The sequence below is a fragment of the Mesorhizobium sp. LSJC269B00 genome (assembly GCF_000502815.1).
Taxonomy (GTDB): domain Bacteria; phylum Pseudomonadota; class Alphaproteobacteria; order Rhizobiales; family Rhizobiaceae; genus Mesorhizobium.
The window spans coordinates 64,455-83,164 of sequence record NZ_AYVN01000005.1; the positions used below are offsets into that span (position 1 = coordinate 64,455).

16 protein-coding genes and 1 pseudogene are annotated in these 18,710 nt (G+C 63.3%); 8 read left to right on the forward strand and 9 right to left on the reverse strand.

What is annotated here, in order from left to right:
- Positions 1-24: 24 nt before the first annotated feature.
- The 3 genes from X771_RS151390 to X771_RS151380 all read right to left on the reverse strand — a co-directional run bounded on the left by X771_RS151390 (position 25) and on the right by X771_RS151380 (position 4,871).
- Positions 25-2,595: an FAD-dependent oxidoreductase gene (locus X771_RS151390; RefSeq protein WP_023688129.1), complete on the reverse strand. Its 2,571-nt coding sequence runs from the start codon at positions 2,593-2,595 to the stop codon at positions 25-27.
- Between the two features lie 18 nt (positions 2,596-2,613).
- Complete coding sequence (locus X771_RS151385) at positions 2,614-3,078, reverse strand: DUF559 domain-containing protein (RefSeq protein WP_023688130.1); 465 nt, start codon at positions 3,076-3,078, stop codon at positions 2,614-2,616.
- Positions 3,079-3,293: 215 nt separating this feature from the next.
- Positions 3,294-4,871, reverse strand: coding sequence for a trimethylamine methyltransferase family protein (locus X771_RS151380; protein ID WP_023688131.1), 1,578 nt, complete (start codon positions 4,869-4,871; stop codon positions 3,294-3,296).
- A gap of 271 nt (positions 4,872-5,142) precedes the next feature.
- On the opposite strand from X771_RS151380, the gene X771_RS151375 reads away from it, so the two are divergent.
- The 5 genes from X771_RS151375 to X771_RS151355 all read left to right on the forward strand — a co-directional run bounded on the left by X771_RS151375 (position 5,143) and on the right by X771_RS151355 (position 11,358).
- Positions 5,143-6,336 (forward strand): MFS transporter, encoded by a 1,194-nt coding sequence (locus tag X771_RS151375; RefSeq protein ID WP_023688132.1) that lies wholly within the window; start codon positions 5,143-5,145, stop codon positions 6,334-6,336.
- Positions 6,337-6,446: 110 nt separating this feature from the next.
- Positions 6,447-7,604, forward strand: a complete 1,158-nt coding sequence (locus X771_RS151370; protein WP_023688133.1) for an MFS transporter — start codon at positions 6,447-6,449, stop codon at positions 7,602-7,604.
- 97 nt (positions 7,605-7,701) lie between these two features.
- Positions 7,702-9,771 (forward strand): prolyl oligopeptidase family protein, encoded by a 2,070-nt coding sequence (locus tag X771_RS151365; protein WP_023688134.1) that lies wholly within the window; start codon positions 7,702-7,704, stop codon positions 9,769-9,771.
- 32 nt (positions 9,772-9,803) lie between these two features.
- Positions 9,804-9,926: a hypothetical protein gene (locus X771_RS151360; protein ID WP_023670422.1), complete on the forward strand. Its 123-nt coding sequence runs from the start codon at positions 9,804-9,806 to the stop codon at positions 9,924-9,926.
- Positions 9,927-9,978: 52 nt separating this feature from the next.
- Positions 9,979-11,358, forward strand: coding sequence for an aspartate aminotransferase family protein (locus X771_RS151355; RefSeq protein ID WP_023688135.1), 1,380 nt, complete (start codon positions 9,979-9,981; stop codon positions 11,356-11,358).
- A gap of 424 nt (positions 11,359-11,782) precedes the next feature.
- Here the strand turns inward: X771_RS151355 and mmsB are convergent, their stop codons facing one another.
- The 3 genes from mmsB to X771_RS151340 all read right to left on the reverse strand — a co-directional run bounded on the left by mmsB (position 11,783) and on the right by X771_RS151340 (position 14,345).
- Positions 11,783-12,667, reverse strand: a complete 885-nt coding sequence (gene mmsB, locus X771_RS151350; protein WP_023688136.1) for a 3-hydroxyisobutyrate dehydrogenase — start codon at positions 12,665-12,667, stop codon at positions 11,783-11,785.
- A gap of 112 nt (positions 12,668-12,779) precedes the next feature.
- On the reverse strand, positions 12,780-13,148 hold the full coding sequence (locus X771_RS151345; protein ID WP_023688137.1) for a four helix bundle protein: 369 nt from the start codon (positions 13,146-13,148) through the stop codon (positions 12,780-12,782).
- A gap of 27 nt (positions 13,149-13,175) precedes the next feature.
- Positions 13,176-14,345, reverse strand: a complete 1,170-nt coding sequence (locus X771_RS151340) for an isobutyryl-CoA dehydrogenase (RefSeq protein ID WP_023688138.1) — start codon at positions 14,343-14,345, stop codon at positions 13,176-13,178.
- A gap of 148 nt (positions 14,346-14,493) precedes the next feature.
- On the opposite strand from X771_RS151340, the gene X771_RS151335 reads away from it, so the two are divergent.
- Positions 14,494-15,102, forward strand: a complete 609-nt coding sequence (locus X771_RS151335; protein ID WP_023670427.1) for a dimethylsulfonioproprionate lyase family protein — start codon at positions 14,494-14,496, stop codon at positions 15,100-15,102.
- Between the two features lie 24 nt (positions 15,103-15,126).
- Complete coding sequence (locus tag X771_RS151330; protein WP_023688139.1) at positions 15,127-16,587, forward strand: cobyric acid synthase; 1,461 nt, start codon at positions 15,127-15,129, stop codon at positions 16,585-16,587.
- Between the two features lie 107 nt (positions 16,588-16,694).
- Here X771_RS151330 and X771_RS151325 read toward each other — a convergent pair.
- From X771_RS151325 to X771_RS151320, 3 genes and pseudogenes are all read right to left on the reverse strand, one after another.
- Positions 16,695-16,913, reverse strand: a pseudogene (locus tag X771_RS151325) (AraC family transcriptional regulator); the annotation flags it as partial.
- Between the two features lie 99 nt (positions 16,914-17,012).
- The gene (locus tag X771_RS1000000166785) at positions 17,013-17,183 is read right to left on the reverse strand and encodes a hypothetical protein (protein ID WP_023670429.1); all 171 of its coding nucleotides are present in this window, start codon (positions 17,181-17,183) and stop codon (positions 17,013-17,015) included.
- Positions 17,184-17,235: 52 nt separating this feature from the next.
- The gene (locus X771_RS151320) at positions 17,236-18,021 is read right to left on the reverse strand and encodes a TSUP family transporter (protein ID WP_023688141.1); all 786 of its coding nucleotides are present in this window, start codon (positions 18,019-18,021) and stop codon (positions 17,236-17,238) included.
- Between the two features lie 196 nt (positions 18,022-18,217).
- On the opposite strand from X771_RS151320, the gene X771_RS151315 reads away from it, so the two are divergent.
- A complete protein-coding gene (locus tag X771_RS151315) occupies positions 18,218-18,649 on the forward strand; it encodes a TerB family tellurite resistance protein (RefSeq protein WP_023688142.1) in 432 nt (143 codons plus the stop codon).
- Positions 18,650-18,710 lie beyond the last annotated feature (61 nt).

Below are 18,710 nucleotides of genomic sequence, written 5' to 3' on the forward strand. Positions count from 1 at the left end.
GATCTCACGCTCCCTGTCGCCTTTTCAGGTCCGCATCTTCTCGCCGCTGGGGTCGAAGGGCGCCTCGACATTGATACGCGCCGGACGCCGGTGGCCGAGGATCTCGATCTCGAACAGTCCGGCACTTTCGTCCTCGGCGAGTGCCGCCGGCACATAGCCCTGCGCCATCGATTTCTGCACATAGTGCGCATAACCGCCCGAGGTGACCCAGCCGACCACGCGCCAGTCGCCGTCGACGATGCCGCGCACGGCGGAAGCGCCTTCGGCAGCCTTCGAGCCACGCACTTCCTTGCCCGCCATGTCGAAGCGCGGCGCGCCATAGCCATGCGGCTTTTCCACCGTGCCATAGTCCTTGCCGACCTTGGCCCAGATCGGCTCGTCGCCCATGACATCGGCGTCGGCCGCATCAATGATGAAGGAGACACGGCGCAGTTTCGGTCCTTCCGCCTGTTCCTTGGCGGCGGCCTCGCGGCCGATGAAGTCGTTCTTCTCCAGCTTGATGAAGCGGTCCATCCCGCCTTCGAACGGGCCGTAGATCGGCCGCAGCTCGCGGTACCAGGTCGGGAAGTTCTTCTCCAGGCGCATGGAGAGCAAAGCGCGCATGCCGAAATCGACGAGGCCGAACTCCTCGCCGGCGTCCTTGATCGCCTTGTAGACCAGGCGCTCATAGGCCGGCGCCATCCAGATTTCATAGCCGAGATCACCGGTATAGGTGATGCGGTTGACCATGCAGGGCGCGCCGCCGACCGCCATTTCGCGGAAATCCATGAAGCGAAACGCCTTGGTCGAGATGTCGACATCGACCAGCTTCTGCAAGAGATCGCGCGATTTCGGCCCGGCGATCGACAGGCCGACGAGCGTCTGATCGAAGCGGTGGATGCGCACCGAACCATCCTTCGGCAGGTGCTTTTCGAACCAGCGCATGTGGTACTTCTGCGCGGCGGACGAACCCCAGATCATAAATCTGTCTTCGCCTGCCTTGGCGATGGTGAAGTCGCCGATCAGCTTGCCGAACTCGTTGATCATCGGCGTCAGCACGATGCGGCCGATCTTCGGCATGCGGTTGGTCATCAGCCGGTTGAGGAAATCCTCAGCCGCAGGTCCCGACACTTCGTATTTGGCGAAGTTGGCGATTTCGGTGACGCCGACGCGTTCGCGCGTGGCGCGCACTTCCTCGCCGATAGGACCGAAATCGTTTGAGCGGTGGAAGGAGACGACGTCCTTCGGCTCCTTGCCCTTCGGCGCGAACCACAGCGGGGTCTCCAGGCCCCAGCTATCGCCCATTACGGCGTTGTTGGCGAGCATCGTGTCATAGAGCGGGGTGGTTTGTGCAGGGCGCGCAGCCGGCAGCTCTTCATTGGGGAAGCGGATGGAGAAGCGGCGCGAATAGTTTTCGCGCACCTTTGCGTTGGTGTAGCGCAGGCCGGCCCACTCGCCGAAGCGGGCGACATCCATGCCCCAGACGTCGAAGCCGGGATCGCCATGCACCATCCAGTTGGACAGCGCGAGGCCGACGCCGCCGCCCTGGCTGAAGCCGGCCATGACGGCGCAGGCGCACCAGAAATTGGTCAGGCCCTGCACCGGCCCGACCAGCGGATTTCCGTCGAGCGCGAAGGTGAAGGGGCCGTTGATGATCTGCTTGATGCCGGCTTTCTCGATGCCGGGGAAATGCTTGAAGCCGATCTCCAGCGACGGCGCGATGCGGTCGAGGTCGGGCGGCAGCAGTTCATGGCCGAAATCCCACGGCGTATTGACCGGCGACCAGGGTTTGCAGGCTTTTTCATAGGTGCCGAGCAGGATGCCGTTGCGCTCTTGGCGGGTGTAGATCTCGCCCTTGAAGTCGAGCACGCCGATCATCTCGCGGCCGGTCGATTTGTTGAATTCCTCGACCTCGGGCATCGGCTCGGTGAGCAGGTACATGTGCTCCATGGCCAGCACCGGCAGTTCGACGCCGACCATGCGGCCGATCTCGCGCGCCCACAGGCCGCCGCAGTTGACGACATGCTCGGCGTGGACGGTGCCCTGTTCGGTGACGACGTTCCAGGTGCCGTCAACTTCCTGCGTCAAGTCGACGACGCGGTTGCGCAGCACGATCTCGGCGCCCAGCTTCTTGGCCGCCTTGGAGTAGGCGATCGTCGTGCCGGAGGGATCGAGATGGCCTTCGACCGGATCCCACATGGCGCCGACGAAATTGGTCTCGTCCATCAGCGGGAACATCGCCTTGGCTTCGGAGGGCGTGATCAGTTCGGTGTCCATGCCGAGATAGCGGCCCTTGGCGTGGGCCAGGCGCAGAAAATCCATGCGCTCGGGCGTATCGGCCATCATCACGCCGCCGGTCAGATGCAGCGAGCAGGACTGGCCGGAGATTTCCTCGATCTCCTTGTAGAGCTGCACCGTATATGCCTGCAGCTTGGCGACATTGGGATCGCCGTTCAGCGTGTGGAACCCGCCGGCTGCGTGCCAGGACGAGCCGGAGGTGAGCTCGGACCGCTCGATCAGCATGATGTCGGTCCAGCCGGCCTTGGCCAGGTGATAGAGCACCGAGCAGCCAACGACGCCGCCGCCAATGACAACCGCTTTAACGTGAGATTTCATGAGAGATAGGTCCGTTTTTTAAGAGATTGAATCGAATGGGCGTGGCGTGAAAACAAAGCGGAGATCGGCCGCAGCGACGTTCTCGGCCAACCTGCCATCAAGCGCGGCAAGGATGGTTTCGCAGACGGAAGTGCGATGGTTCAGGACGTCATGGTTCCAGAGACGCAGGATCGAATGGCCTTGCGCGCGCATGAAATCGTCACGGCGACGGTCATAGGAGCTGCCGGCGTGTTGATGGCCGTCGATTTCCACGACAAGCCATTTTTCGCGGCAGGCGAAGTCTGCAAAAAAGGGTCCGATGGAAAACTGGCGGGTGAAGCGATAGCCGCCAAGCTTGCGCGCCTTCAATTCAAGCCATAGCAATGCTTCCGCCTGATTGCCGCCTTGCCTCAGCGTTCGCGCGCGTTGGGTGGTGCCCATCTTGCGGCGACTGCGGGTTTCATGAGCGCCGTCCCCCACTCCGTCGCCGCTTCGCGGCGCCACCTCTCCCCCCTCCGGAGGGAGAGGAAGGGAGCCAGCCCGCATAAATTCGCGCCCTTGCATAGGCTCGCGCCTTTCCTCTCCCCCGTCGATCGGGGGAGAGGTGTCGAGCGAAGCTCGACGGNAGGCTCGCGCCTTTCCTCTCCCCCGTCGATCGGGGGAGAGGTGTCGAGCGAAGCTCGACGGAGTGGGGGTCGACTGTTCATCAACAACATTGATCAAAAATCGGTCGGCGCGCCGCCTTCGGCCGTGCGCTTTTCGACGAAGTCGTTGAGCTCTTCGCGGATCGCCGGGTCCATATAGGGTTCCTCGTAGGATGCCAGCCGCTCCTTCCAGACCTTGTTGGCCTTTTCCAGCGCGGTCGGCGATCCGGCTTCGGCCCAGGTCTCGAAATTGCGCCAGTCGGAGAGGATGGGCGAGTAGAAGGCTGTCTTGTAGCGGTCCTGCGTGTGCTGGGTGCCGAAGAAATGGCCGCCGGGGCCGACCGACTGGATGGCGTCGAAGCCGAGCGCTTCGTCGGACAGGTCGAGCGGGGTGAGGAACTCGGCCACCATCTGCAACAGGTCGATGTCCAGGATGGTCTTCTCGTAGGAACAGCGCAGGCCACCTTCGAGCCAGCCGGCGCCGTGCATCATCAGATTGCCGCCGCCCTGGATGGCGCCCCACAGCGAGAACACGCTTTCATAGGCTGCCTGCGCGTCGACCGTGTTGGCGGCGCAGGTATTGGAGGTGCGGTAGGGGATCTTGTAACGGCGGGCAAGCTGGCCGCCGACAAGCTGCGCCTTCATATATTCAGGCGTGCCGAAGGCCGGCGAGCCTGACTTCATGTCGACATTCGAGGTGAAGCCGCCATAGCCAACCGGCGCGCCCTTTCTCACCATCTGGGCAAAGGCGATGCCGGACAGCGCCTCGGCATTTTGCTGCACCAGCGCACCGGCGATGGTCACCGGCGCCATCGCGCCGGACAGGGTGAAGGGCGTGATGACGACGACCTGACCCTTGCTCGACATCTGGATGATGCCTTCCATCATCGGCACATCCAGTTTCAGCGGCGAATTGGTGTTGATGATGGTGAAGACGGACGGCTCTTCGAGCATCTGCTCATGGCTGATGCCGCGGGCGATCCTGGCGATCTCGATGCCGTCGACATTGCGCTCCTTGCCGAGCGAATAGATGTGGAACACCTTGTCGGTCAGCGTGGCGAGGTCGCGGATGCATTCGAGGTGGCGCACGGAAGGATGGATGTCGGTCGGCTCGACCGGATAACCGCCGGTGCAGTTCAGGATGTTGTGCATCTGCGCCAGACGCAGGAAGTTGCGGTAGTCCTGCTGGTTGCCCGGACGGCGGCCGCGATCGAGGTCGGAGCAGTTCGGTGCCGACGCCATCATCGACAGGATCACATTGTTGCCGCCGAAGCGCACATTGTGCGCTGGGTTGCGGGCATGGAGCGTGAATTCCGGCGGGCAGTTGGAGATGAGATCGAGGATCATGTCGCTGTCGAAGCGCACGCGCTCGCTGCCCTCGCGGACATCGGCGCCGTTTTCCTTCATCATGCGGCGCGCTTCGTCATGCAGCACGTCGACGCCTATTTCCCTCAAGACGCGCAGCGAGGCGAGGTGGATCGATTCCAGCTCGTCGTCAGAGACCAGCTTGGTCGGCGTTAGCGGATTTCTCAGTTGCCGAAAAGCCGGCTGTTCGAAGGCGGCCGAGCCGCCGGCGCGCTTGCCCGCACGGCCACCGCGACGGGCCCGGTCGGTTGCCAAAGGCGGTTCGGCTGGATGCAGGGCGGCGGTCATGATGGTCCTCGTACGATGCTGGTAGCGGGCGGCATAATGGACCGGCGGCTGTCCGACCATTGCGGAGGCGGCGACCACTAGGACGAGGGAAGCGACATGCCCGAACGGCAGTCCGATAGTTGACAACCTTGCCGGGGATTAGCGGACAGGACGCGCCCACTGCGGCTCTTGGCGCAAGGGGATTTCAGGCGCGGCCCTTCCTTTCCCTAAATCGAACCGCTAGCTCAGTGGTTTGCCGCTGGATGGGCCGGCAATTCATGTGGAAGGCATCATGGCTGCGACCGGTTCGAGCGATGGCGAAGCGGGGACGCAATGGGCGGCGCTTGCCGGCGTAACTGCCGCCCTCGCGATGTTCGGTGCGGCGCAAGGGCTGAGCTCGCCGCTGTTTACGCTGCTGATGCAGAAGCAAGGCATGTCGCCGGCGCTGATCGGCTTGTCGGCAGCGATGATGCCGCTTGGCCTGATCCTTTCGGCCTCGTTCGTGCCGGCAGCCATTCGGCTGGTCGGCGCGCGCAACCTGGCTGTGGGTTGCTCATTGATTGGGGCGCTGTGCTTCCTCGGCATCGGCTACCTGCAGGACTGGGTGGGCTGGTTCGTCATCCGCTTCATCATCGGTATCGTCATCAACCCGCTCTATATACTGGGCGAAGTATGGGCGCTGTCGCTGGCGCCGCCGTCGCGCCGCGGCAGGGTGATGGGGGCATTCAACACCGTGCTGGGCGCTGGCTATGCTGCGGGGCCTTTGGTCCTGACCGCGGTAGGGATATCGGGCTGGGTTCCTTTCCTGGTCGGCATGGCCGGCTTCATCCTGTGCGCCGCGATCCTTCGTGCTGTTTCCTCAAGCCTCGCCGGCTTCGAGGATGACGGCCAATTGCCCGGCGGCTTTTTCGGTTTCGCCAGGCTGGCGCCGGCGCTGTTGTTTGCCGTGCTGGTTTCGGCGGCGGTCCAGCAGGGCACCTACGCATTGATGCCGGTCTTCGGTGCTGCCTATGGCCTGCCCGAAAGGACGCTGGCGGCCCTGGTGATGGCACTGTCGCTGGGAAACATCTTCCTGCAAATCCCGCTCGGCCTGCTGGCCGAGCGTTTCGGCGGGCGGGCGATGATCATCTTCTGTGCGTTGGCGACAACGGCCTGCGCGGTTTTGCTGCCGTTGTTGATCACGACGCCGGCGATCTGGCTCGTCCTTCTCGTCATGGGAGCGGTCGGCTATGGCGTCTACACCATGGCGCTGGTGGAGCTCGGCAGCCGCTTCAAGGGAACCGTGCTGGTCGCCGGTAACGCCGCCTTTGCCTTGATGTGGGGCGCCGGCGGCATTGTCGGCCCGCCCGGCGCCGGTGCGCTGATGCAGGTCATCGGTCCGCTCGGCCTGCCGGTGGTGATCGCCGGACTCGACGCGCTGCTGGTGAGCTTCGCGCTTTACCGATCGTTCAAGCGCCAAACTCCTGACAGGCCCAAAAACTCCTGACAGGCCCAAACTCATGACAGGCCTTGTCTGGAGCAAACGGTTTTTACCGGGGCGGGGCTTACCCGCGTCGGACAGAAAAGCTAGTCCTGAGCCTGGTTTAGGTGCCAATGATGAACCTGGCGGAAGCTGACAACGAGAAGATGCAGTGGGCGGCGATCAGCGGCGTGATCGCGACCGTCTCGATGTTCGCCATCGCGCAAGGCCTGTCCTATCCGCTGCTGAGCTTCATTCTGCAACGCCAAGGCGTTTCGCCGGCCATCATCGGGCTCTCGGCGGCAATGACGCCGATCGGCTTCATTGTCTCGTCGCCGCTGATCCCGGCACTGGCGCGCCGGTTCGGGGCAGGGCGCACCGCGCTTACCTGCGCGGCGCTTTCGGCTATTGTGCTTGCGCTGATCGGCTGGACCCAGAATGTCTATCTGTGGTTTCCGCTGCGCTTCTTGATCGGGGTGGTGACCAACCCGCTCTATGTCTTGAGCGAAATCTGGGTCATTGCACTGGCGCCGCCATCGCGCCGCGGTCGCGTCATGGGTGTCTATTCAACCATCATCTCGGCCGGCTTCGCTGCCGGGCCGCTCTGCCTGCTCGTTGTCGGCACCGTGGGATGGCCGCCATTCCTGGTGGGGATCGCCGCCTTCATCTTCTGCGGCGCCTGCCTGGCGCTGGTGCTGCCGCAACTGCCGAAGGTCGACGAAGCCGGGCGCAGGGTTTCGGTCATGGGCTTCATGCCACTGGCATGGCTATTGCTGTCGGCGGTGGTCGTTGCCGCCGGTTTCGAACAGGGCGTGCTGGCGCTGCTGCCGGTCTACGGCACGCACTATGGCATCGCGGAAGCGCGCATGTCGGCGCTGCTGTCGGTGATGATCGCAGGCAACATCGCCATGCAGGTGCCGCTCGGCTTGCTGGCGGAACGGCTGACGGCGCGTCTGGTGCGATTCATCTGCGTCGTGGTGACGGTGCTGGGCTGCGCCCTGTTGCCGCTGCTCATCGAGACGCCGCTGATCTGGCCTTGCGTCTTTATCTGGGGCGCGGTCTCCTATGGCATCTACACCATGTCGATCATCGAGCTCGGCGAGCGCTTTACCGGCTCGGCGCTGGTCGCCGGCAATGCCGCCTTCTCCCTGATGTGGGGCATCGGCGGCATCGTGGTGCCGCCGCTGGCGGGTGGCGTCATGGATGTGATCGGCGCCTCCGGTCTGCCGATCACGCTGGGCGCGATTTGTCTGGCACTGGCTGTGGCCACGGTCCTGCGCCGGCGGATGGTTTGAGGCCGCATTCCCCCGATGACCTGACGTACCATCTTGAATAAAACCGCTTGCAACGCGATGTAGGCAGGGCTGCCCGCCACTAGCCTGGAGACCATGCGTGACCCAATCGACGACAAAACGCCAGACGGATGCCACCGCGGAGGACAAGTTCCTCTGGCTGGAGGACCGGACCAGCAAGGAATCGCTCGACTGGGTGCATCGCCAGAACCAGATCACCGTGGCCGAACTACAGGGCGATCCGTCCTACCAGGCGGCCTTCGAGACGGCGCTCGACCTGATGACGGCCGAGGACAACATTGCGGTCGGTGCCGCGCTCAACGGCCAAGTCTATAATTTCTGGCAGGACAAGACCAATGTGCTCGGCCTCTGGCGCCGCACGACGGTTGCTTCCTACAAGACCGAGAAGCCTGTGTGGGAGACGATCATCGACTTCGACGTGCTGTCGGCCAAGGAGGGGGTGAAGTGGGTGTTCAGCGGCGCCAGCCGCCTTTACCCCGATTTCAACCTTTGCCTGGTGGCGATGTCGCCGGATGGCGGCGATGCGAGCGAGATGCGCGAATTCGACATCGAGACCAAATCATTCATCGAGGGCGGCTTCCGCGCTCCCGCCTCGAAATCCGGCTTTTCCTGGCTGGACAGGGACACGGTCATTGTCTCGGCTGCCTTCGATGAAGACGACAAGACCCAGTCCGGTTATCCGCGCGTCGTCAAGCTGTGGAAGCGCGGCACCCGGTTGGAGGAGGCGACGCCGATCTTCGAGGCCGAGAAGCAGGATCTCGCGGCCGGCGCGGGGGTCGAGCATGATGGCGACAGGCAGTATTTGTTTCTGGCCCGCACGATCGCCTTCTTCTCCTCGCACAGTTTTCTGCGCCTGCCGTCGGGCGAAAACCGGCGCATCCCGCTGCCGGACGATGTCACCGACACCGCGCTGTTCAAGGGCCGGTTCGTGTTCGGGGTGCGCAGCCCATGGACGGCGCCGGGCGGCACTGAGTGCTTGCCGGACGGCCTCTATTCCTTCGATTTCGAACACTGGATGGACACCGGCGACCTGGGCCCTGTTGAAACCATGCTCGCGCCAGCGCACCGTGTTTCGGTCGCCGGCATTGCCCGCACTCAGGACCGGCTGTTCATCAATCTGATGGACAATGTGCGCGGCAAGGTCGTTGTCGCCGAGCGCAGCGGCGACCGCTGGTCGCTGAAGCCGGTGGCGCTGCCCGAGAACGGCAATGTCGGCATCGCGCATGCCGAGCATTTCGGTTCCAGCGTCTCCTTCTCCTTCACCGATTTCCTGACGCCGAGTTCGATCATCTGGTCGGATGATAACGGGGCGACGCTGGCCACCGTGAAATCGCAGCCGGCTCGGTTCGACGCCGCGCCGCTGGTCTCCGAACAGTTCGAGGCGCGCTCGAAGGACGGCACAATGGTCCCGTATTTCGTCGTCAGGCGGCGCGACCAGAAGGGTCCGGTGCCGACGCTGCTCTACGGCTATGGCGGCTTCGAAATACCGCTGCTGCCCGGCTATGCCGGCGTGCGCGGCAGGCTGTGGCTGGAAAAGGGCAACGCCTATGTGCAGGCCTGCATCCGCGGTGGCGGCGAGTTCGGGCCGGCCTGGCATCAGGCCGCGCTGAAGGGCAATCGCCAGACTGCCTTCGACGATTTCGCCGCGGTGGCGCAGGACGTCGTCAGGCGCGGCATCGCCACCGCTGCTTCCCTCGGCATCCAGGGCGGCTCGAATGGCGGCCTGCTTACCGGCGTTTCCCTGACGCAGCATCCCGAACTGTTCGGCGCCGTCATCATCGAGGTGCCGCTGCTCGACATGCTGCGCTACACCGAACTGCCGCCAGGCGCCTCGTGGATCGGCGAATATGGTGATCCGGCAAAACCGGAAGAGGCCAACTGGCTCGCCGCCTATTCGCCGTACCATCATGTCTCGGCCGATGCCGTCTATCCCCCGGTGCTGCTCACGACATCAACCGCCGACGACCGCGTCCATCCCGGCCATGCCCGCAAGATGGCGGCGAAGCTGCAGGAAGCAGGTCACGGCAAGACGTTGTTCTTCGAGGAGACGGAAGGCGGCCATGGCGGGCGCGGCGACCGCCGGCCGCAAGCGGCGCAAACCGCCATGAAATACGTGTTCCTGCAAAGGGTATTGAGCGGCACCGCTTGAATTTCGGGCCTCGGGCGGCATAGACTGCCGCCATGGTCTACATGAGCACATCCGGCGCCTTCGGGGTCGCGGTGACACCGTCGCCGCGCACGCTGCGCGCCGAACTGCTCAGGCTGTGCGCTCGCATCGGCTATTCGCCGCCCGCCGTCCTCTGACGAAGTCGCCCCGGCAGCTTGCCGGTTTGATTCCAGAGGAAAGAGCAAACCCATGACTTACCAGAATTATTCGCTGAAGCAGCTTCAGCAGATTGACGCCGCGCATCATCTGCATCCCTTCACCGACCACAAGGAATTGCGCGAGACCGGCTCGCGCATCATCACCCACGCCAACGGCCCGTTCATCTACGATGCCGACGGCACCGAAATACTCGACGGCATGGCCGGGCTGTGGTGCGTCAATGTCGGCTATGGCCGCGACGAGCTGGCCGACGCCGCTTACGCGCAGATGAAGGAATTGCCCTACTATAATTCCTTCTTCAAATGCTCGACGCCGACGCCCGTGCTGCTGTCGAAGAAGCTGGCCGAGCTGGCGCCCAAGGGCATCGCCCAGGTGTTTTACGGCTCCTCCGGCTCGGAGGCCAACGACACGGCGCTGCGGCTCGTGCGCCACTATTGGGTGCTGGAAGGCAAACCGGAGAAGAACCGCATCATCTCGCGCAAGTCGGCCTATCACGGCTCGACCGTCGCCGGCACGTCGCTCGGCGGCATGGATTCGATGCACAAGCAGCTCGGCGGGGCGGTTCCCAACATCGTCCATGTGATGATGCCCTATGCCTATGAGTTGGCGCTGCCTGGCGAAAGCGACCATGATTTCGGCCTGCGCGCGGCCAAGGCGGTCGAGGATGCCATTCTGGAGGCCGGCGCCGACAAGGTGGCTGCCTTCATCGGCGAGCCGGTGATGGGAGCGGGCGGGGTGAAAATACCGCCGATGAGCTATTGGCCGGAAGTGCAGCGCATCTGCCGCAAATACGATGTGCTTTTGATGCTGGACGAGGTCATCACCGGCTATGGCCGCACCGGCGAATGGTTTGCGGCGCAGACCTTCGGCATCGAGCCCGACACCATCACCACGGCCAAGGCACTGACCTCGGGCTATCAGCCGCTGTCGGCGCTGCTGGTCGGCGACCGTATCGCGGCGACGCTGGTCGAAAAGGGCGGCGAATTCTACCACGGCTATACCTATTCGGGTCACCCGGTGGCCTGCGCGGTGGCGCTGAAGAATCTCGAGATCATGGAGCGAGAAGGCCTGGTCGACAGGGTCAGGAACGACACTGGACCTTACTTCGCCCAGGCGCTGCAGGAGCGCATTGCCGGCCACGAACTGGTCGGCGAGGTGCGATCGATCGGGCTGATGGGCGCGGTCGAGATCGTCAAGGACAAGGCGACCAAGGAGCGCTTCCTGCCGGCGGGCAGTGCCGCCGTCACCGTCCGCGACCACGCCATCGCGCAAGGCCTGATGCTGCGCGCCACCGGCGACACGATGATCCTGTCGCCGCCGCTGATCTGGACCCGCGCGACGATCGACATGGCTTGCGATCGCATCGCCAAAGCGCTGGATCTGGCGCAAGCGGATTTGCGCAAGAAGTAGATGGAACGACAGCCGGACGCCTTGCAATCAGGGCGCCCGGACTGTGCGCCTGCTTATCGTCAGGGTCGAAGGGGTCAGCGCACCGATCGTGCTGGTCAATGAAGACCATCAGGCAATTCCGAACGCTGCAATCGGAATATAATTCAGATCGAACAGTATAGGACTGCAAAACGCAAAAACCGCGCTCCATCGGAACGCGGCTTTGCCAGATACGCATGGCATTTCGCCAACAATACACTTGCGAAACTTACGGGCTCCGGTACGCGAGACCTGATCCGGAGCGCCGGGCGGATGCGATATGTCCGCCTCGCCATCCGTTATATAGGCACATCGTTACCGCCGGGTTATCGAGAGCTTAAGCAAATCTAAATTTGCAATTTTTCCGCGCAATAAAAATCGAGAAAAGCGCTGCCAAATTCGAAACTTATAGAGAACTGCCGCGAAGGAAATTTATGATGCCGGAAAAATCCGATCCGCCATTTCCCTGGGCGTTGAACAGCGCATAAAGCTGGGCCGCTTCGGCCCCCATTGGCGTCACCGCGCCGGCGCTTTGGGCCGCCTCCTGCGCCAGTTTCAGGTCCTTCAGCATGAGTGCCGCGGCAAAGCCCGGTTTGTAGTCGCGGTTGGCGGGTGAGGCCGGCACGGGACCCGGCACCGGGCAATAGGTGGTCAGCGACCAGCACTGGCCCGACGAAGTCGAGGCAACGTCGAACAGGGCCTGATGCGAGAGGCCGAGCTTTTCGGCCAGCACGAAGGCCTCTGCGACGCCGATCATCGAAATGCCGAGCATCATGTTGTTGCAGATTTTGGCTGCCTGACCGGCGCCGTCGTCACCGCAATGGACGATGCGGCCTGCCATCGGCTTCAGGACCGGTTCGGCCTTGGCGAAGGCATCCTTGGCGCCGCCGGCCATGAAGGTCAGCGTTCCCGCAGCAGCACCGCCGGTGCCGCCGGAGACGGGGGCGTCGATCGAATGCAGCCCGTGCTTCCTTGCTACGGCATGCGCCTTGCGGGCCGACTCGACATCGATGGTCGAGGAATCAATGAACAGGGCGCCTGGTTTGGCCTTGGGTGCGATGTCCTCGTAGACCGAGAGCACGTGCTTGCCGGCGGGAAGCATGGTGATCACGACATCGACGTCCTTCACCGCGGCAACAGCATTAGCCATGACGGTGACACCATGCTCGCGCGCGACGGTCAGGTTCTCCGGCATCAGGTCGAAGCCATGTACCGTATGACCCGCCTTGACCAGATTGGCGGCCATAGGATTGCCCATATTACCCAAGCCGATGAAGGCGACAGTGGTCATAGCGGTGCTCCATGATGAGTAGGCAGTAGGCAGTAGGCAGTAGGCAGTAGGCAGTAGGCAGTAGGCAGTAGGCAGTAGGCAGTAGGCAGTAGGCAGTAGGCAGTAGGGCGACCTATTCGGGTGCGAGTTTGAGAATAAGTTGGCGAAGCATTTTTCCGATGGCCTCGGCCGCCAGAAGCAGGTGCTCAGCTTGCCCATGCGTGGCAACGCCAATGCGTTGAGCGATTTGGAGGTGTGTCTCGAACTCCTTAAGCGAGCCTTGGGCTATCCTGAGAAATTGCTGATAGGAGCCTCGGTTGTCTCGGCCATAGCCTTCCGCGATGTTTGCAGGGATAGAGGTTGCTGAACGGCGGATTTGGCTGGTCAGCCCATATAATTCCTCTTTGGGCCATGTCTTGGTCAATGAGTAGGTGCTGATAGCCAGATCCATCGCCTGCTGCCATACGATAAGATCCTTGTACGAGTTGACCTTGCCGGTCATCTTTGCCTACTGCCTACTGCCTACTGCCTACTGCCGTCCGATCAACGCCCGCGCGATGATGACGCGCATGATCTCGTTGGTGCCTTCGAGGATCTGGTGGACGCGCAGGTCGCGCACCAGTTTTTCGATACCGTAATCATGAAGATAGCCATAACCGCCATGCAGCTGCAGCGCCTCGTTGGCGACGTTGAAGCCGATGTCGGTGACGAAGCGCTTGGCCATGGCCGACCATTTGCCGGCATCCGACGCCTTGCGGTCGAGTTTCGAGGCGGCGGCGTAGAGAAAGATCCGCGCTGCCTGCAATTCGGTCTCCATGTCGGCCAACCTGAACTGCAGCGCCTGGAACTGGTTGATCTTCGAGCCGAAAGCCTTGCGCTCGGCGGTATAGGACAGCGCCTTGTCGAGCGCAGATTGCGCGCCGCCGAGCGAACAGGCAGCGATATTGAGGCGGCCGCCGTCAAGGCCGGCCATGGCGATGCCGAAACCTGCGCCTTCCCCCGACAGCAGGTTTGCAGCCGGCACCTTGCAGTCCTCGAAGATCACCTGGCGGGTCGACTGCATGTGCCAGCCCATCTTGTGCTCGTTGGCGCCGAAGGAGAGGCCGGGCGCATCCTTCGGCACGACGAAGGTGGAAATGCCCTTCGGCCCGTCGGCGCCGGTGCGCGCCATGACGACATAGAGGTCGCTGTCGCCGGCCCCGGAGATGAACTGCTTGGCGCCGTTAAGCACATAGTCGTTGCCGTTCTTCACCGCGCGCGTCTTCAGCGCCGCGGCATCCGAGCCTGAACCCGGCTCGGTCAGGCAGTAGCTCGCCAGCCATTCCATCGAGGTCAGCTTCGGCAGGAAGCGTTGGCGCTGCTCGTCGTCGCCGAAGCGGTCGATCATCGACGCCGCCATATTGTGGATCGAGATGAAGGAGGAAAACGCCGGATCGGCGTGCGACAGTGCCTCGAAGATCAGCACGGCGTCGAGCCGGCCGAGCGCCGAGCCGCCGACATCGTCCCTGACATAGATGCCGCCGAGGCCGAGCGGGCCGGTCTCGCGGATTACATCGGCAGGAAAGTGTCTTGCCCGGTCCCATTCGAGCGCATTGGGCGCAACGCGATCGGCGGCGAAGGCCTGTGCCATCTCCTGGATGGCGCGCTGTTCCTCGTTGAGCTCGAACTGGCTGGTGCTCGCATCGACCGCGGCGTCCATGGCGTGCTCCCTGTGTTCCCCAGCTGGGGTTGGCTTGCTGGCCTGTTGTTTTTGGCTTTGCGCGCCGCTCAATCTAGACCAATGATGCCGCCGCGCAACCCGGCTCGCCGCGCAGCCGCTGTGCATGAATGGATCAAGGGAGCATTGCGTGCCGACATATTTCGACGAATTGCTCGACCGCTTCCATGCCTATCTCCGGGGCGTGGACAACGCGCTGGTGCGGGACGCCGTGACCCGGATCGGCTGGAATATGACGGCGCGCGTGCTCGAAGCGCATCCGCTGCCTTGCCTTGGTCTGCTCGACCGCATTGTCGAACTGGCGCCGCCGGACCCGCAGCCTCTGGTGCAACTGCTGGCGGAGCGTCGTGACGATCTGTGCTGGGGGCAGACCTACAACGCGAGCGATTTTGGTGAAGCGTTCTTGCAGAAATACGGCTGGCTGGAGGTGTTTGGCACGCGCGGCCATTTCGCCAATGAAGAGGTCGCGGCCGGATTGCTGATCCTGGGGCCCGGCATCACCTATCCCGACCATCATCACATTGCCGAGGAGATCTACATTCCGCTGACCGGCGGCACCGAGTGGCGCATGGGCGAAGGCGGCTTTCACACCCGCCAGGCGGGCGAAATTATCCATCACGCCTCCAATGTCAGCCATGCCATGCGCACCGGCAGCGAAGCGTTGCTGGCGCTCTACATCTGGCGCGGCGGGCCGCTGGCGCAGAAATCGACCGTTTCCGGCGCGCAGGGCAGGGGCTGAGCATGGCCAAGGCGNAAGGCGATCATGCTGCAAGGCACGGGTTCGGATGTCGGCAAGACGGTGCTGGTGGCGGGGCTCTGCCGCGCGGCCAGGAATCGCGGGCTGAAAGTCAGGCCGTTCAAGCCGCAGAACATGTCGAACAATGCCGCCGTCGCCGACATTCCGGGCGACGACCGCCCCGGCGGCGGCGAGATTGGCCGTGGGCAATGGCTGCAAGCGCTGGCGTGTGGTGTTCAGCCGACCGTGCATATGAATCCGGTGCTGCTCAAACCCCAGAGCGACATCGGTTCGCAGGTGATCGTGCAGGGCAAGGTGTTCGGCGAGGCGCGAGCGCGCGACTACCAGACAATGAAAGCGGGGCTGATGGACGCCGTGCTGGAGTCCTGGACGAAGGTCGGTGAGGGCGCCGATCTGGTCGTCGTCGAGGGCGCCGGATCGCCGGCCGAAATCAACCTGCGCAGCCGCGACATCGCCAATATGGGCTTTGCCACGCGCGCCGACGTGCCGGTCATCCTGGTCGGCGACATCGACCGCGGTGGCGTCATCGCTTCGGTCGCCGGCACGCATCTGATCCTGCCGGAGGGAGACAGGCGCATGATCGTCGGCTACCTCATCAATAAGTTCCGCGGCGATGTCTCGCTGTTCGACGACGGCATCCGGTCGATCGAAAGCTTCACCGGCTGGCGCTGCTTTGGCGTCGTGCCGTGGCTGAAGGCGGCGGCGCGATTGCCTTCGGAGGATTCGGTCGTGCTCGAACGCCTGGCATCGGGCGAGAAGCGGGCGTTGAAGGTCGCCGTGCCGATGCTTGGCCGCATCGCCAATTTCGACGACCTCGACCCGCTCAAGGCCGAACCGCAGGTCGAAGTGGTGTTTGTGCCGCCGGGGCAGCGCTTGCCGGAGGATGCCGGCCTGGTGGTCATTCCCGGTTCCAAATCGACGATCGGCGATCTCATGAAGTTCCGCGAGAATGGCTGGGATCGCGATCTCCTCGCGCACCGCAAACGCGGCGGCCATATCGTCGGCATTTGCGGCGGCTTCCAGATGCTCGGCCGCCTGGTGCGCGATCCCGATCGCATCGAGGGCAGCGTCACCGAGGCGGAAGGTCTTGGTCTGCTCGACATCGAGACGGTGATGGAGCCGGAAAAGACGGTGCGCAATGTCAGCGCCCGCTCGGTGCCGTTCGGCCTGGCGCTCGAGGGCTACGAAATCCATCTCGGCCGTACCACCGGGCCGGACATGGCGCGGCCGTCGGCTGTGATCAACGGCATCGACGACGGTGCCATTTCCGCCGATGGCAAGGTTTTTGGCACCTATCTGCACGGCCTGTTTTCCGCCGACGCTTTCCGAGCGAGATTCCTGGAAAGCCTCGGCGTGAAAGGCGGCGGCGTCGACTATCGGGCGGAGGTGGAAAACGCTCTGGACGAGATCGCAACCGAACTGGAGCGCCATCTCGATTGCGATGCGATTTTTGGGTTAGCGAGGTAGGGCCGCCCATCGTTTCGTCATCCTCGGGTCTGCGCTTCCGCTTCGTTTCCACTCCGTGGATGTCGAAGTTCGGGCGCTTTCGCCGACCTTCGACGCGGCGCTGAAGGACCAAGGCCGATGGCGAAGGATTCTGCGAAACTGATCACCAGCGGGACGGTGAGCGAGGCGTATTCGACATTGCGAAAATGGCCGGGCGCCGTTTCGCGATAGCGACAAATGTCGGTGACCGCGTTCTGCAGCCGCAGGCCCGGCGCGCGCCGCACCATCTCGAACCGGTCGGCTACCGGGCGGTGCTGTTGATCGTGGCGCTCCGTCTCGCCGGACATGGTCATCCTTCCGCGCGGAAGAGCCTAACGGACCATGCATCCAAAGCAAAAGCGCCCGGCTTTTGACCGGGCGCTTCGAATTGCAGAAGTCTCGGGTGCCTAGGCGCCGCGCATCAGGCAGGCGGCGGCAAGCACGATGTATGCGATGAGGACAATCCACACCGCAGCCAGAGGAATGAACGCAAGAACGCCAAGCGCGGCGAGCACGCCGATGATGGCGATGACTAGGGATATGATGAAAACAAGCTGAGTGGGTGCACTAAGATTCATGTGTGGTCCCTCCAACATGATTCGTACAACGGCATCCTATCAGGCGTGAGGCTTATACACCAATCAGCTGGCGCAATGGGTTCGCCGGGTCGGCCAGCAGCTTCACCGCCAGCGCCAGGCAGATGATCACCAGCAGCGGCTTGATCAGCCGGGCGCCGATGCGGATGGCAAGGCTGGCGCCGAGCCGGGCGCCGAGGAACTGGGCGACGCCCATCATCAGCCCGATCTTCCAGTAGACGACGCCGGCGATGGCAAAGACGATGAAGCCGCCAATGTTGGAGGCGAAATTGAGCAGCTTGGTGTGTGCCGTCGCCTTGAGCACGCCGAAGCCGGCAAGGCTGACGAAGGCCAGCATATAGAAGGAGCCGGCTCCCGGCCCGAACAGCCCGTCATAGAAGCCGACCAAAGGGGCGATGATCAGCCCGAACAGGAAGGGCGACAGGCGCTCGGCGCGGTCGACATCGTTCATGTTGGGTTTCACGGCGAAGTAGATCGCGATGGCGATCAAAAGCAGCGGCAGCAGCGCTCGCAGGAGATCACCTGGCACGAATGCCGCCAGCAAGGCGCCGACGGCACTGCCGGCAAGGGCCAGAAGCGCCGATGGCAGCTGTCGGCGCAGATCGACATGGCCCTTCATGGCGTAGTGGATGGTCGCCGAAGCGGTGCCGAAAATGCCCTGCAGCTTGTTGGTTCCAAGTGCTGCGACCGGCGGGAAGCCGGCAAGCAGCAGGGCCGGGATGGTGATCAGCCCGCCGCCGCCGGCTATCGAATCGACAAAGCCGGCTGCAAAAGCGGCCAAGGCAAGCATGATGACGGTCTGGGTGGCGAGGTCGAGCATCGGGATTTTCTGAACATTCCGGCGGGAAAGGTGGTGCCGCGCCTTCTCATGGCCATCCGGTTTGCGCAAGGCCGATTCCGCGCTACGTCCATCCAAGCGCGTTGCGCTTGGATTTCCTGTGGTGCATGTCATTATCTCAGTACCGCTGCGCAGTTTTGGGTCATGTGCGCTGGGCGGGCTCGGGAAAGGGACACTGTTGGCGATGGCATTGCTCGACCAGATACGCTCGATCTTCGATGGTGACCCCGGCGTGCGCAAGGTTGCCGACGACCCTGTGCTGTCGGCGGAGCTCTTGATGCTGTTTCGCATGATCCTGGCCGACGGCTCGGTTTCGGAGAGCGAGATGGTCGCCTTCCGGCGCATCTGCAAGGACGCCTTCGGCATCCCGGAAACCAGCATCGACGCGGTCATCGAATATCTCAATGATTTCGGCTACGAGACCAACGGTTCGCAAGCCATTGCGCTGTTCCGCGATCTCGATGTCGAACGGCGCAAGTTGCTGGCGCTCCACATGGCGGAGATCGCCAAAGCCGATTCCAAACTGGCCGAGAGCGAAGTGCGGCTGTTGCGCCGCACGCTCGATTTGCTCGACATCAGCCCGGTCGATGTGGTGAAGCCGGAGGAGTGAGGCAGACCAGGGGCAACGGCCGCCCAGCCGGGTCCCCGCTGCTTCGCAGCGTCCCAGCGTT

Coding starts and splice junctions, on each gene's coding strand:
- X771_RS151380 (WP_023688131.1), bottom strand. CDS start 4,871: ATGACCGCCGCCCTGCATCCAGCCGAACCGCCTTTGGCAACCGACCGG.
- X771_RS151370 (WP_023688133.1), top strand. CDS start 6,447: ATGAACCTGGCGGAAGCTGACAACGAGAAGATGCAGTGGGCGGCGATC.
- X771_RS151375 (WP_023688132.1), top strand. CDS start 5,143: ATGGCTGCGACCGGTTCGAGCGATGGCGAAGCGGGGACGCAATGGGCG.
- mmsB (WP_023688136.1), bottom strand. CDS start 12,667: ATGACCACTGTCGCCTTCATCGGCTTGGGTAATATGGGCAATCCTATG.
- X771_RS151320 (WP_023688141.1), bottom strand. CDS start 18,021: ATGCTCGACCTCGCCACCCAGACCGTCATCATGCTTGCCTTGGCCGCT.
- X771_RS151330 (WP_023688139.1), top strand. CDS start 15,127: ATGCTGCAAGGCACGGGTTCGGATGTCGGCAAGACGGTGCTGGTGGCG.
- X771_RS151355 (WP_023688135.1), top strand. CDS start 9,979: ATGACTTACCAGAATTATTCGCTGAAGCAGCTTCAGCAGATTGACGCC.
- X771_RS1000000166785 (WP_023670429.1), bottom strand. CDS start 17,183: ATGAATCTTAGTGCACCCACTCAGCTTGTTTTCATCATATCCCTAGTC.
- X771_RS151345 (WP_023688137.1), bottom strand. CDS start 13,148: ATGACCGGCAAGGTCAACTCGTACAAGGATCTTATCGTATGGCAGCAG.
- X771_RS151340 (WP_023688138.1), bottom strand. CDS start 14,345: ATGGACGCCGCGGTCGATGCGAGCACCAGCCAGTTCGAGCTCAACGAG.
- X771_RS151390 (WP_023688129.1), bottom strand. CDS start 2,595: ATGAAATCTCACGTTAAAGCGGTTGTCATTGGCGGCGGCGTCGTTGGC.
- X771_RS151360 (WP_023670422.1), top strand. CDS start 9,804: ATGGTCTACATGAGCACATCCGGCGCCTTCGGGGTCGCGGTGACACCG.